General features: G+C 29.0%; 12 protein-coding genes and 1 tRNA gene. 4 read left to right on the top strand and 9 right to left on the bottom strand.

The window, feature by feature from the left end; all coding sequences use genetic code 11:
- Positions 1-4 precede the first annotated feature (4 nt).
- The 3 genes from ACTTBM_RS06225 to ACTTBM_RS06215 are packed head-to-tail and all read left to right on the top strand — an operon-like array spanning position 5 to position 3,296.
- Positions 5-538 carry a J domain-containing protein gene (locus tag ACTTBM_RS06225; RefSeq protein ID WP_428079254.1) on the top strand — a complete coding sequence of 178 codons (534 nt, stop codon included), beginning with the start codon at positions 5-7 and terminating at the stop codon, positions 536-538.
- Entirely contained in the window at positions 522-1,496 is a 975-nt protein-coding gene (cobS, locus tag ACTTBM_RS06220; protein ID WP_440635164.1) for a cobaltochelatase subunit CobS, read from the top strand. Before ACTTBM_RS06225 ends, cobS begins: the two co-directional genes overlap by 17 nt.
- On the top strand, positions 1,497-3,296 hold the full coding sequence (locus tag ACTTBM_RS06215; RefSeq protein ID WP_440635163.1) for a cobaltochelatase CobT-related protein: 1,800 nt from the start codon (positions 1,497-1,499) through the stop codon (positions 3,294-3,296). It begins immediately after the preceding gene.
- On the opposite strand, the gene ACTTBM_RS06210 is transcribed toward ACTTBM_RS06215, so the two are convergent.
- The 3 genes from ACTTBM_RS06210 to ACTTBM_RS06200 all read right to left on the bottom strand — a co-directional run bounded on the left by ACTTBM_RS06210 (position 3,293) and on the right by ACTTBM_RS06200 (position 6,844).
- Positions 3,293-4,573 carry an ActS/PrrB/RegB family redox-sensitive histidine kinase gene (locus ACTTBM_RS06210; RefSeq protein ID WP_440635162.1) on the bottom strand — a complete coding sequence of 427 codons (1,281 nt, stop codon included), beginning with the start codon at positions 4,571-4,573 and terminating at the stop codon, positions 3,293-3,295. The genes ACTTBM_RS06215 and ACTTBM_RS06210 overlap by 4 nt on opposite strands.
- 2 nt (positions 4,574-4,575) lie before the next feature.
- The gene (locus ACTTBM_RS06205) at positions 4,576-6,639 is read right to left on the bottom strand and encodes a DNA gyrase subunit B (protein WP_440635161.1); all 2,064 of its coding nucleotides are present in this window, start codon (positions 6,637-6,639) and stop codon (positions 4,576-4,578) included.
- A 115-nt stretch (positions 6,640-6,754) separates the two neighbouring features.
- Positions 6,755-6,844: transfer RNA gene (locus tag ACTTBM_RS06200), tRNA-Ser, on the bottom strand.
- A gap of 58 nt (positions 6,845-6,902) precedes the next feature.
- Here ACTTBM_RS06200 and ACTTBM_RS06195 point away from each other — a divergent pair.
- The gene (locus tag ACTTBM_RS06195) at positions 6,903-7,904 is read left to right on the top strand and encodes an NAD-dependent epimerase/dehydratase family protein (protein ID WP_440635160.1); all 1,002 of its coding nucleotides are present in this window, start codon (positions 6,903-6,905) and stop codon (positions 7,902-7,904) included.
- 4 nt (positions 7,905-7,908) lie between these two features.
- Here ACTTBM_RS06195 and ACTTBM_RS06190 read toward each other — a convergent pair whose 3' ends face one another.
- From ACTTBM_RS06190 to rplT, 6 genes are read right to left on the bottom strand one after another with little or no spacing between them, the layout of a single operon-like run.
- Positions 7,909-8,736 (bottom strand): glycosyltransferase, encoded by an 828-nt coding sequence (locus ACTTBM_RS06190; protein ID WP_440635159.1) that lies wholly within the window; start codon positions 8,734-8,736, stop codon positions 7,909-7,911.
- Between the two features lie 3 nt (positions 8,737-8,739).
- Entirely contained in the window at positions 8,740-9,417 is a 678-nt protein-coding gene (locus tag ACTTBM_RS06185; protein ID WP_440635158.1) for a class I SAM-dependent methyltransferase, read from the bottom strand.
- Positions 9,418-9,445: 28 nt separating this feature from the next.
- Positions 9,446-11,254, bottom strand: a complete 1,809-nt coding sequence (gene lepA, locus ACTTBM_RS06180) for a translation elongation factor 4 (RefSeq protein ID WP_440635157.1) — start codon at positions 11,252-11,254, stop codon at positions 9,446-9,448.
- 5 nt (positions 11,255-11,259) lie between these two features.
- Positions 11,260-13,668, bottom strand: a complete 2,409-nt coding sequence (pheT, locus tag ACTTBM_RS06175; protein WP_440635156.1) for a phenylalanine--tRNA ligase subunit beta — start codon at positions 13,666-13,668, stop codon at positions 11,260-11,262.
- Positions 13,665-14,732, bottom strand: coding sequence for a phenylalanine--tRNA ligase subunit alpha (gene pheS / locus ACTTBM_RS06170; protein WP_440635155.1), 1,068 nt, complete (start codon positions 14,730-14,732; stop codon positions 13,665-13,667). Before pheS ends, pheT begins: the two co-directional genes overlap by 4 nt.
- A 40-nt stretch (positions 14,733-14,772) precedes the next feature.
- Positions 14,773-15,129 carry a 50S ribosomal protein L20 gene (gene rplT, locus ACTTBM_RS06165; protein ID WP_440633264.1) on the bottom strand — a complete coding sequence of 119 codons (357 nt, stop codon included), beginning with the start codon at positions 15,127-15,129 and terminating at the stop codon, positions 14,773-14,775.
- Position 15,130 lies beyond the last annotated feature (1 nt).

Below are 15,130 nucleotides of genomic sequence, written 5' to 3'. Positions count from 1 at the left end.
TATCATGAAAAATATTTGTGACTGGAATAATTGTAATGAAATTGGTGAATACAGAGCACCAATTGAGAAGGATAATAGCAGGAAATATAGAATGCTTTGTCTAGAACATGTTAAAGAATTTAACAAAAACTGGAATTATTTTTCTGGGATGAGTGATAACCAAGTAATCAATTTTTTAAAGTCAGATATGACTTGGCACAAACCTACTCAAAATTTTAGTTCTTCAGATAATTTTTTTAAAGTCCTATGGAACACAACATTAAAAGATGAATTTGATAAAGATAAATTCAATGGAGACTATAATCATATGCGTCAATTTAAATTCGATCATAAAGATATTAAAGCATTTGGAATATTGGGAATATCTGTGGGTTTAAAATGGCAAAAAATACAAGAAAAATTCAAAGTGCTTGTTAAAAAATTTCACCCTGATATGAATGCCGGAAATAAAAAATACGAGGAAAAATTAAAACTGATTACTTTAGCTTACACACAGCTAAAAAACACTTATAGGGAAAAAATTGACTCCAAATCTTAACATTCAACCTGACATAAAAGTTTCTTTAAAACAATCTTTTGGAATAGATTCCGAAATGGAAGTAGATGCCTTTTCAAAAAGAAGTGAATATGTACCTGAAATAGATAAAAATTATAAATTTGATAGAGATACTACTCTTGCAATCATCTCAGGATTTGCGTTTAATAAAAGAGTATTGGTACAAGGATATCATGGTACTGGAAAATCAACACACATAGAGCAAATAGCTGCAAGATTAAACTGGCCTTGTATTCGGGTAAATTTAGACAGCCACGTTAGTAGAATAGATTTAATAGGTAAGGATGCAATTGTACTTAAAGATGGAAAACAAGTAACACAGTTTAATGAGGGTATTCTCCCATGGTCAATTCAAAACCCAGTTGCTTTAGTATTTGATGAGTATGACGCTGGAAGACCTGATGTTATGTTTGTTATTCAAAGAGTGTTGGAGGCTGAAGGTAATTTCACGCTACTAGATAAAAACAAAGTAATTAGTCAAAATAAGTATTTTAGGTTATTTGCTACATCTAATACCGTTGGGCTTGGTGATACTACTGGACTTTATCACGGAACACAGCAGATCAACCAAGGTCAAATGGATAGATGGAATATTGTAACAACATTAAACTACCTAAGCCTGGATAGAGAAATGGATATAGTTTTATCAAAGAATAAAAATTTAAATAATGCTAAGGGAAAAGAAAAAGTTGCTAATATGATTAAAGTAGCATCCTTAACTAGAAAAGGTTTTATTGCTGGAGATATATCAACTGTAATGAGCCCAAGAACAGTTCTTCATTGGGCTGAAAATTCTGAAATTTTTAAGGATACTGGGTATGCTTTTAGAGTAACCTTTTTAAATAAGTGCGATGATATTGAGAAAAACACAATCGCAGAATATTATCAAAGATGTTTTGGTGAAGAATTGCCTGAGTCTTTGATCAATATTCAAATCTAAATGAGCAATAAAGAAACAAATTTAAAAGAAAAATTTAGAATTGCTTTATCTTCAACAGCAAAAGTTATCGCAGACGATATTGATATAAACAATAAATCTTCTGAAGATAAAAAGGTTAAAGATATTTCATCTTTTGAAATAAATGATCTAACTAGTCCAAGTGATTTTATAAAATTAAGGGCTGAAACAGACTCTACAGCACTTAAAAAAAGATTTTCTAATGAAAAAATTTACAGAAAAAATTTGCCTTCAAACACTTCCTCTAGATCTTTGTATAATATAGCTGAAAAGATTAGATATGAAGCTCTAGGAGGCAAAATGTTAAAAGGAATTCAAAAAAATTTTTCTGAAAACTATTCACAAATAATTAATCGTAAAAGAAAAGATCAGCTTAAAACAAAAGAAGACGTTCCTGTTGCTGAAGCATTTGAGCTATATATGCTTAAAAATTTTCATAATATAGACCTAAATCCTTTAACGTCTAGAATGCTTAATTTCTGGGAAAAAGATTTTGAGCAATCAATTAAGAAGCATAAAGAGTTTTTATTAAATAATTTAGAAAATCAAAATACATACAGTTCTAAATTTTCTGAAATACTTGAAGAAATGGATATTTTTCAAAGCGATGAGGAAGACCAAGAAGAGGAAGAAAATCAAGATCAAGGTCAAGACAATCCTTCAAATGATGACCAAAATAAAGATAATGAAGATAGCAAAGATGAAAATGATGAACAGCAAACAGAGGCATCTGTTGATGCTGATTATAGTATAGACGAGTTTAATTTGGATGAGCAATTATCTGATGTTGAGTCTGATGAACAAAACTCTGAGCAAGTAATTCAAAAAAAAATTGATAATGTAAATATAGATTATAAAATATTTACTACACAATTCGACGAAGTGGTTAAAGCTGAAAATCTAGAAAATGCAGATGAAGCTACTAAACTTAGGAAAAATTTAGATCAGCAGTTGATTGGTTTCCAAGATGTAATTACCAAGTTAGCTAATAAACTTCAAAGACAATTACTAGCAAAACAAAATAGAGCTTGGGAATTTGATTTAGAAGAAGGCTTACTTGATAGTTCAAAGTTACCAAGAATAATAATGGATCCATATAACTCTTTGTCATTTAAAAAAGAAAAGGATTTAGATTTTAAAGATACGATTGTAACTTTACTTATTGATAATTCTGGTTCTATGAGAGGAAGACCAATAACGATTGCTGCTATTTGTGCAGATATTCTTTCGAGAACACTCGAAAGATGTTCAGTCAAAGTAGAGATTTTAGGATTTACTACAAAAAACTGGAAAGGTGGACAGAGTAGAGAATTTTGGAATAAAAATTCAAAACCAAAAACACCTGGAAGACTTAACGATCTAAGACATATAATTTATAAAGGTGCGGATACACATTGGAGACAAGCAAAAAATAATTTAGGCCTGATGTTAAAAGAGGGTTTGTTAAAAGAAAATATTGATGGCGAAGCTATATCTTGGGCATACAACCGTATTAAAAAAAGAAAAGAAGAAAGAAAAATTTTAATGGTAATTTCTGATGGAGCTCCAGTTGATGACTCAACACTTTCAGTAAATTCAGGAGATTTTTTAGAAAAACATTTGAAGAAGATGGTCAAATTTATTGAGAATAAATCTGATATTGAAATTTTAGCGATTGGTATTGGACATGATGTTTCAAGATATTACAACAGAGCTATAAAAATTACTGATGTAAATGAGTTAGGAGATGTAATGATATCTCAACTTAGCTCTTTGTTCGAAACAAAGAAAAAATTTCATTAAATATTAAATAAATCTGTATTTCTCCATTTAATTATTACTTCTGCGCCAGATCTTGTTTTAGAATTTCTACATATTACAGAAGCAAAATTTTTTTCTAACAGCGTTTTTCCTATAAACAAACCTAAACCTAGTCCTGTTTTTGATTTATCTTGAGGATTATTTGATTTTAAATATGGCTCTCCTATTTTTGATAAAATATCTTTTGGATAACCTGGACCATCATCCTCAATACTTATTTCAGTAAATTCACTATCACTCTTTAAATTTATGAAAATATTTTCACCAGAAAATTTATTAGCATTACCTATAAAATTTCTTAATCCATAAACAATTTCTATAGATTTAACTATTTTTTTCGAATTAGAGTCTTGATCAAAATTAAAAATAAACCTCTTTGTACTTATCTCTTTAAATGAATTTAAAATTTCATTTAGGTAATCTCTAATTGTAATATCTACATCAATAAACTCATCCTCTTCGTCTGGATTTAAAGTTAATTTTTTTAGTATTTCATTACATCTTTCAACCTGACTAGATAATAAATTAACATCTTTTTCTACGTCTTTATTGCCTTCAAATTGTTTTAGTAATTCTTGAGTAATTATTTTTATGGTTGAAAGAGGTGTTCCTAATGAATGAGCAGCTGCTGCCGCTTGACCACCCAAGGACAATAGTTCATGTTCTTTGGCCATTACTTCTTCCATTTTCGTAAGAGCTTCTTTTCTTAACCTAGATTGAGTTCCAAATGTTATTGCAAAATAATTTAAAAAGACAAGAGCAATAATCAAAGCAATCGGGATAGAGTAATAATAATAAGGGCTTACATGAAAATGATCTCCAAGTGGAGAAGGTAATTCTGTTGAATAAAAAGTTAAAAATATAATTGATAAAGCTGTTAACAACACAAGCATAGTATTTGTTCTAAAACTTAAATTAGATGATGAAAATACACTTGGAATAATTATAAAGATAACAAATGGATTAAGAATTCCACCTGACAAGTAAAGTAAAATAGCTAATTGCAAAATATCAATAACTAAAAAAATGAAAGCTGATCTATCTGATAGTTGAGTTTTTTTATAAATAAAAATTAAGTACAAATTACTTATGATACCAATAAATATAACTAGATTAGAAGTTATAAAATCAAATTTAAAATCTAATACAAAGTATACAAAATTAACTGCAATTAACTGTCCAATTATTCCAATCCATCTTAAAGTAATATAGGTAGATTTTTTAAATGAATGATGTTTTGAAGTTTCAAAAAACTTCATTTTTAAATATCAAGATTTTTTACATTAATAGCATTTGAGACTATGAAATCTTTTCTTAACGCAACATCACTTCCCATTAGTGTATGGATAAGACTTTGATCTTTTTTAAGATCTTTAGAGTACTGCACTTGAAGCAAATTTCTAGTTTCAGGGTCTAAAGTCGTATTCCACAACTCTTCTGGATTCATTTCACCAAGACCCTTGAACCTTTGTATATTCATTTTTGATTTTTCTAAGTCTAAAGCATTATAATATTCTTTTGAGCCTCTTTTTAATTTCTTTAATTCCTTATTATTATTTACAATATAATCCTCTAATTCTTTTTCATCTTTAATATAAATTCCTTTTGAACCTTTATTGATTTTAAATAAAGGTGGTTGAGCTAAGTAAACATGGCCATTTTCAATTAATTTATTAAATGGTTTGTTATTAAAAAAAGTTAACAATAATGCTCTTATGTGAGAACCATCAACATCGGCATCAGTCATTATAATTATTTTACCATATCTTAGATCTTTTAAATCTATTTCCTGAGATTTAGGATCAAGTCCGAGTGCATTAATTAATGTTACTATCTCATTTGAGGATATCATTTTTGCAAGAGCTTTTGTTCTTAGATCTGAGCCATTACCATTGCCATTACCATTTTTTTTTGAATTTATGTCCTCAACATAAGTGTTTAAAATTTTACCTCTTAGAGGCAAAACCGCTTGATTTGCTCTATTTCTTCCTTGTTTAGCGGAACCACCTGCTGAGTCTCCCTCAACTATAAACAATTCCGTACCCTCTTGTTTTCCTATCTGACAGTCAGCTAATTTTCCAGGCAATCCACTTAACTCAAGAGCTCCTTTTCTTCTTACATTTTCTCTAGCTTTTCTTGCAACATCTCTAGCCATGGCTGCTTGAATAACTTTAGCCAAAACTATTTTGGCAATTGATGGATTTTGATCAAACCAAATTGATAATTTTTCATTTACCAAAGTTTCAACAATCATTCTTACCTCAGACGAAACTAGCTTATCTTTGGTTTGTGAAGAAAACTTAGGATCAGGGATTTTAGTTGAAAGCACACATGTTAAGCCTTCTTTAATATCATCTCCTGAAATAGCTAATTTATTTTTTTTTAATAAATTATTTTCATTTGCATATTTATTTACGACTCTTGTAAGAGCACTTCTAAAACCTAATAAATGTGTTCCACCATCTTTTTGATAAATATTATTTGTGTATGGAAATATATCTTCTGAATAACCAGCATTCCATTTTAACGAACACTCTATTTCAATATTATTCTTTTTGCCTTCAATATAAATTGGTTTTCGAAATAAATCATTACCATTTTTATTTTGTAGTTTTTCTCTTTTCTCATCTAAAAAGTCTACAAACTCTAAAACACCACCATCAAATTTGAATTCAGATGTCTTTTCTTTTTTTTGACTAGCGTCAGTAAAAATTATTTTTATACCTTTATTTAAGAACGCTAACTCTCTCATCCTTTTAATTAAAATATTTGCACTAAATTTAATTGATGAGAATATATCTTTTGAAGGTAAGAATGTTATTTGAGTTCCTGTATTTTTAGATTTTCCAACTATTTTAAGAGGGGATTTTGCTTCACCATTTTTAAATTCTATAAAGTGTTTTTTTCCATCTCTATTTATTTCTAATTCTAGTTTTTCCGACAATGCATTAACAACTGAAACACCAACTCCATGTAGTCCGCCAGAAACTTTATATGAATCATGATCAAACTTACCACCAGCATGAAGTTGTGTCATAATTACCTCAGCTGCAGATTTTTTTTCCCCTTTATGCATATCAACAGGGATGCCTCTTCCATCATCATTTACAGTAATTGTTCCGTCAGAATTAATTTTTACACTAATATTTTTACAATGACCTGCTAATGCCTCATCTATCGAGTTATCCACAACTTCATAAACCATGTGATGTAAACCAGTACCGTCATCAGTATCTCCTATATACATCCCTGGTCTTTTTCTGACGGCTTCAAGACCTTTTAAAACTTTGATGGAATCTGCTTGATATGTGTTTTTAATTGTCATTTTTTTAAATTTTGGAAAGAGAAAATTATAACATTTTTTTTAAAAATTGCTGATTTATATTAATAATTTAAGTATTTAATCATCAAATTATTGTTGAAAAATATACTTAATTTACTGGCGGAGAGAATGGGATTCGAACCCATGAAAGAATTGCTCCTTTACACGCTTTCCAAGCGTGCGCCTTAAACCACTCGGCCACCTCTCCAAATTAAATTGTTTTTTCAAAGTATTTTTTTTATATAAATCACTAACAATATTTATAAATGAAAATATATATTACTGGAATTGCTGGTTTTTTAGGGAGTCATTTAGCAAAGAAACTAATTGATTTGGGTCACGAAGTATCGGGAAATGATAGCATGATACAAGGAGAATTGGACAATCTCCCTAAAAATATAAATTTTCACAAAAGTGATTGTTGCAATTATGAAGAGATGTCTAAAAATTTAAACGGTGTGGATATCGTTTATCACTGTGCAGCTACTGCTCATGAAGGGTTATCTGTTTTTTCACCTAATTTTATTACAAAAAATATTTATCAAGCTAGCATTTCTGTTATTACTGCTAGTATAACTAATAAAGTAAAAAGATTTGTTTTTTGTTCATCTATGGCAAGATATGGAAAACAGAAATCTCCATTTACAGAAGATATGCCTGTGAAACCTGAAGATCCATATGGAATTGCAAAAGTTGCTGTTGAGGATACTTTAAAGTTACTTTGTGAAGTGCATTCTATGGATTACAATATTGCAGTACCACATAACATTGTTGGTCCAAATCAAAAATATGACGACCCTTTTAGAAATGTCATGTCAATTTTTATAAATAGAAATCTTCAAAATAAACCTTCGATTATTTATGGAGATGGTAATCAAACAAGATGCTTTTCTTATATTGATGATGTTATTTTTTGCTTGGAAAAATTAGCTTTAGATAAAAAAATTAGTAAACAAATAATCAATATTGGCCCAGATGAAGAAACAATCACAATTAATGAGCTTGCTAAACTAATATCAAACGAGACTGGATACAATGGTGATCCTATTTATGTACCTGGAAGACCACAAGAGGTTAAAGAAGCATCTTGCTCATCTGATAAAGCTAGAAAATTACTTAATTATAAAACAAATACTTCATTAAAGCAGTCAATTAAGCTGACAGCTGATTATATTAGATCAAAAGGTACGAAAAACTTCTTATACAACTTACCTGTTGAAATAAATTCAGAAATTACACCAGAAACCTGGACCAAAAAAACAATTTAATTTATTATTTTAAATTTGGTCTATGGTAAGATTTTTTAAGCAAATAAGAATTTAATAGTCCAAGAAATCTCATTTTGTAAATATTTTTTTTCTTCATATTCAAAATAAAACTAAAAAAAATATATTTTATAAACGAACTTAAAAAATTGGGAAAAGTTGAGACAATTCCTGCTAAATAACCATAGTGTTTTTTTTGGTAATAAAATTTAGACCACATCCAATGCCAATTTCTTGACTTTTCCATTTCAAAATTATTTCTATCACCATGAGAAAATGCACCCATATGAATTGAAGGTATATTTACTTTGAGAATCCTTCCATTTTTATCCCTAACTCTTTTGCAAAGGTCTATCTCTTCAAGATATAAAAATATATTTTCATCAAAATACTGACCATTTAAGTATTTTTTATTTAACAACATTGCAAAACCTTTTACATAATCAACTTCCTCAAACTTATTTTGATTTGATAAAGTCTTTAATTCCTCATTCTCAATAGGTGCAGCTATAACAAAATTTTCACCACTAACTATTCTCAAAAATTCATTTAAATCAGAAGATCTAAATCTAACGTCTGGGTTAAGAATAAATACAAAATCTGTCTGAGAATAATTTATTCCTATATTATTTGCTTTTCCGTAACCTAAATTCTCATCCATTAAATAACATTTTAAATTAGAATATTTTTTCTCTAAAAGAGCCTTTAATTCAGAGTTATTTGAATTTTCTATGATTATTTTTTTAGAGTCTCGTGGTAATAAATCTAAGCAATCAAAGACAATATTTTCACTATGAAAAGTTACAATTACAAAAGTAATTTTATTTGTTTGCATAATTTATTTATCTATAAAATTAATTATCTGTTTATGGTGAATTAAATTCAAATAATTCTGATAATTTTTATAATATTCTTTAAATCTTAGTTTTTTAAAATTTTTAGAATTTAATTTTAAAACATTTGAATTTTTTCTTTTTAATATTATTCCAAGTCCCATATCTAAATTACCTACACAAATATCAATAAAATCTTTAGTTCTTAATTCAACAATATGCTTCCAAACATCTCCAGTCCAAATGTATTGAGATCTAGGCACTGCTTGCTCAAAAAAGCTTCTAGGTAAACAATCATGAACAAAAATTATACCTCCGTCATTTAGATGATTAAGAGAATTATTTATATCTTTTTTTACCTGATCATATTCATGAAGACCATCAATGAATATACAATCAAAAGAAATTTTGTTTTCTAAAAAAAATTCATCACTAGTTTTTCTTATATTGCCTCCATTTATTGGATCCACACCTACCTTAGTTTCAATTTTTATTTGATTAAAATTTAAATCATCATCACATCCAACTTCTAAATAACTTTTGTAATTTTTATAATCTATAATTTTCTGAATTATATCGGATCTATTTGGATAATTTGACCAATTAATTTTAATTTTTTTGTAAAATTTTTCTCCAAATATATAGTTGTAAAATTTATTTAATCTTAATTTTAATTTATTCATAAGTTACGTTATCTATTAGCTATAAATTTTATTTTTCCTTATTTATCTTGAGGACTCCTATAAATGCCTCTTGGGGTATTTCCACTCTTCCAAATTGTTTTGATCTAGCCTTACCCTTTTTTTGTTTTTCTAATAATTTTCTTTTTCTATCTGTAGCTCCACCACCATGAATTTTTGTTAAAACATCTTTTTTAAACCCTTTAATTGTTTCTCTAGCGATAATTTTTCCTCCAATTGCAGCTTGAACAGGAATCATAAAATTATGTCTTGGAATTAAGTCTTTTAGTTTTTCACAAACTTCTCTACCAGTTTTTTGAGCAAAATCTTTATGTATCATCATTGCTAAAGCATCAACTGGTTCAGCATTTACCAATATACCAAGTTTTACTAGATCGCCTTCTCTATGCTCAATTATTTCATAATCAAAACTTGCATATCCACTTGTCATTGACTTAAGTCTATCGTTAAAATCAAACACAACTTCGTTTAAGGGAAGTTCATAATTTACTACTGCTCTACTTCCAGAATAACTAAGGTTGGTTTGTACTCCTCTTTTGTCTTGACACATTTTAATTATTGAACCTAAGTACTGATCTGGAGTAATAATGGTTGCCTTAATCCAAGGTTCTTCAATATATTTTATTAATGTAGGATCTGGTAAACTTGATGGATTTTGTAAATCCATCGTATCACCATTATTCAAATGAACTTTATAAACTACCCCAGGGGTTGTAGTTAATAAATTAACATCAAATTCTCTTTCAAGTCGCTCTGTTACGATTTCTAAATGAAGCAAACCTAAAAACCCACATCTAAAACCTAACCCTAAAGCTGAAGATGACTCTGGTTCAAAAGAAAAGCTTGCATCATTTAATTGTAACTTTGCTAAACCATCTTTTAATTTTTGAAACTCTGAGCTATCTACAGGAAACAATCCACAAAATACTACGGGTTTACTAGGTTTAAAACCTGGTAAAGCTTCTTTTAATGGTTTTGTTGCGTCACAAATTGTATCTCCAACTTTTGTTTCTGATAACACTTTTATTCCAGTTGTTATAAATCCTATTTCTCCTGTTTTTAATTCAGTGATATCAACTGGCTTTGGTGTAAAAACACCGACTTTTTCAACGATATATTCTTGATTTGTAGACATCATTTTGATCTTCATATGTTTTGAAAGTTTCCCATCTATAACTCTAACTAATATGACAACTCCTAAATAAGTATCGTACCAACTATCAACTAGTAAACATTTTAAATCTGATGAACTTTCTCCTTTTGGTGCTGGTAATGTGGTAATAATTTGCTCTAAAATATCTTCTATTCCTTCGCCAGTTTTTCCAGAACACGGAATAGCATTTTCAGTATCTATCCCAATAACTTCCTCGATTTGCTTTTTGGTTCTTTCTAAATCAGAAGCTGGTAAATCTACTTTATTTAACACTGGGACAATTTCATGATTTGTATCTAATGCCTGGTAAACATTTGCTAAAGTTTGGGCTTCAACACCTTGTGTGCTATCCACTATCAAAATTGAACCTTCACACGCATACAATGATCTACTTACCTCATAGCTAAAATCTACATGGCCTGGAGTATCTATAATATTTAAAATATATTCTTTTCCATCTTTAGCTTTATAATTTAGCTTTACTGTTTGAGCTTTAATGGTGATACCTCTCTCTCGTTCAATATCCATTGAATCTAAAACTTGAGCTTTCATTTCTCTTTCAGTCAATCCACCACAACTATGAATTATTCTGTCTGCAATAGTAGATTTTCCATGATCAATGTGTGCTATGATTGCAAAATTTCTTATATTATCGATTGAACTCATTGGCTTTAGGATCGAATTTTAGCGCCAGTTTTATTTTCGACTGTTTCTATAATTGACTTATTTATTTGATCTAAATCTGCTTCTTTGAGAGTTTTTTCTTGAGATTGAATTGTAACACTGATTGCAATTGATTTTCGGTTTTCAGGAATATTATCACCCTCATAAACATCAAAAACTTTAATGTTAGAAATCAAATTTTTATCAACATTTGATACAACATTTACCAAATCTTGAACTTTAATTTTCTTATCAACTATAAAAGCAAAATCCCTTTCTGACTTTTGATAATCTGAAACAGAATATTTTGTTTTTTGATCTTTTAATGATTTTTTTGGTAATTTTAAATTATCAAGAAATATTTCAAAACCTACTAAAGACTCGGTTTTCAAATCTATTTGCTTAATGATATTTGGATGAATTTCACCAAAGTATGCAGCCACACTTTCTTTTCCTCTGTTCAAAAATAATCTTCCTGATTTTCCCGGATGATAATAATCAGGTGTTTCATCATCAATAAAAAATTTTTCTACATCGTAACCTGCTTCAACTAAAGTTTGAACTACATCTTTTTTAATATCAAAAACATCGACATTTCTCTCTTTTTCTAACCAAGAAAGACGAGATTTTTTTCCAGCTGCTAAACCACAAACTACTATATTTTGTTCACCAGGTTGTTTTCCAAAAAATGTTGGTCCTATTTCAAAAATAGATAAATCTTTAAATCCTCTATCTATATTTTTGCTCATATACATAATTAAATTTGAAAATATTGAATTTCTTAAAACTCCTAATTCTGAACTTATAGGGTTCACAATTTTTAATTCATCATTTTGTCCTTTGAAATGATTATTATATTTTGCATCTGTGAAAGACCAAGTAATTGCCTCCAAATAACCTTTTGAAGCAACAGATCTTTGAAGGAAATGAAACAATTTTTGAGTTTGTGTTAAAGTGGATTTTTTTCTCTCTTTGATAGGTTCTTCTATCTTTATTTTATCATAACCAACTATTCTTACCAATTCCTCAACAACATCTATTTCCTGAGTAATATCTGGTCTCCACGATGGAATACTTAGTTTGAAAACTTTTTTATCTTTTTTACATGTAAAACCTAAGTTATCTAAAATTTTTAACATATCTTTTGTTAGAATTTTAAAACCTGTAACTTTTTCAAATGAATTTGGATCAAATTTAATTACTTGATTTTTAAATGTACTGATTTTTTGAATATCTAGCTTACTAATTTCACCACCACAAATTTCTTTAATTAAAAAAGCTGCTTTATTTAAACCTTCTTCAATTGATAATTGGTCTATTCCTCTTTCAAATCTAAATTTTGCATCTGTATCAATATTTAATCTTTTTGCTGTTCTTCTAATTGATCTTGGATCAAAATAAGCTGACTCGATTAAAACGTTTTGTGTATCCATTTCTGTCCCAGACCTTGTACCTCCAATGATACCACCAAGTCCTAACACACCCTTGTCATCACTAATTACACACATATCATCTTCAAGTTTATAGGTTTTGTTATCTAAAGCTGTGAACTCTTCACCAGATTTTGAGTTTCTAACAATTATACCTTTTTCAATTTTATCAGCATCATATGCGTGTAATGGACGATTAATATCAATCATTACATAATTTGTAATATCAACAATTGCTGAAATAGGTTTTTGACCTATAGAAATTAATTTATCCTTTAACCACTTTGGACTTTCAGTATTTTTTACATTTGTTACCAAACAGCTTCCAAAAGAAAAACATCCTTGGTTTTTTTCGTTTGTAATTTTTACTTTAATTGTTTGAGATTTTTTCGAGTTTATTTTTTGTTTTTTAATCTGTTTTAATTTACCAAAGCCTGAAGCTGCTAAATCTCTAGCTATTCCTCTAACACCAAGACAATCCGGTCTGTTAGGTGTGATTGATAAATCAATTAAATTAGAATTAGATTGAGTAAAAAAACTTTTTCCAATACTTTTGTTGTATTTTGAGGTTGAAAGCTCAATAATTCCATCACTTTCCTCAGATAAATTGAGTTCTGATTCAGAACAAAGCATACCATAAGATGTAACATCTCTAATTTTTGCTATAACTAATTTAGTTTTATTTTTTGGAATAACCGCACCAGGAGGAGCATAAACAGTGATTAAACCTTCTCTAGCATTTGGTGCACCACATACGACCTTCTTAATTTCTTTTTCACCCACATCAACATCGCAAACTTTTAAACGGTCTGCATTAGGATGTTTTTCAGTTTTTAAAATTTTTGCTACTTTGAATAAATCTAAACCTGCAGATAAATTTTCAACACTTTCAACTTCAAGTCCAATATCGGTTAATTTCTCAAGTAACTTCTCTTCCTTAGCACTTACAGATAAATGATCTTTTAACCAATCAAATGTTATCTTCATCGACTTAGACCTCTATAACTTGTGGGCACATCAAGTGGATCAAATCCAAAGTGATTTAACCATCTATAATCGCAGTCAAAGAAAGCTCTTAAATCATTAATACCGTATTTTAGCATTGCTAACCTGTCTATACCTATACCAAATGCATATCCTTGGTATTTAGCAGGATCAACTTTGACATTTTTTAAAACATTTGGATGGACCATTCCACATCCTAAAATTTCAAGCCACTGATCTCCTTCTCCTATAACAATTTTACCATCTTTAATTTCGTAACCAATATCTACTTCTGCAGATGGTTCTGTGAAAGGGAAATGACTTGGTCTAAATCTCATTTTAATTTTTTCTACTTCAAAGAACTCTTTAATAAAATAATTCAAACATCCCTTTAAATGGCCCATGTTAATGTCTTTATCTATATGAAGGCCTTCAACCTGATGGAACATTGGCGCATGTGTTTGATCACTATCTGATCTATATGTTCTACCTGGAGCAATAATTTTAAACGGTGGCTTGTCTTTTAACATAGTTCTTATTTGAACTGGTGAAGTATGCGTTCTTAATAAAACTTCCTTATTTTCATCTAAATAAAAAGTATCGTGCATATCACGAGCTGGGTGATTATCTGGAGTATTTAGCGCAGTAAAATTATTATATTCATTTTCTACATCTGGTCCTTCTTCAACACTAAAACCTATTTCTGAGAATATAGATGAAATTTCATCTATAGTTTGAGATACAGGATGAATTTTTCCTCTAACAAAAGGTCTTCCAGGTAAAGTTATATCAACTTTTTCTTTTTCAAGTTTTTGATTAACTTCTTTTGTTTCTATTTCTTTAATCTTTTCTGAAATTAAAGATTGCAGTTCATCTTTTATTTTATTCAAGTCTGCTGCAAAAGTTTTTCTATCAGACTCTGGTATTGATCCTACAGTTTTGAATAAAGATGAAATTTGACCATTTTTTCCAAATAACTCTGTTTTGATTGAATTGATTTCATCCAAGCTTAGTTCATTTTTAAGCTTTGATACAAATTGATCTCTAATATTTTTTATGTCTGACATATTAGTAGATTATTTCCTTAAGAAATAAAAACAATAGAGATTAATTTAAAGCGGATTGAGCTTTTTGTACAATTGTTTTAAATGCTTCTGGACTATCGTAAGCAATTTCAGCTAAAATTTTTCTATCTATTGCAACACCACATTTACTTAAACCATTAATAAATTTTGAATATGTCATACCCTCTGCTCTTACACCGGCATTAATTCTTTGTATCCATAATGATTTGAAATCTCTTTTTTTATTTCTTCTATCTCTGTAAGCATACTGCATGGATTTCTCCATAGCTTGTTTAGCAACTCTGATAGTATTTTTTCTTCTGCCCCACTGACCTTTTACGGCTTTCAAAACTTTTTTATGTTTTGCTTTACTTGTTACGCCTCTTTTAACTCTTGCCATT

This window comes from Candidatus Pelagibacter sp. HIMB1746, from assembly GCF_052047555.1.
Classification (GTDB): Bacteria; Pseudomonadota; Alphaproteobacteria; order Pelagibacterales; family Pelagibacteraceae; genus Pelagibacter.
Note: the sequence above shows the minus strand (reverse complement) of the source record. Positions and strands in the feature narration are given on the sequence as shown.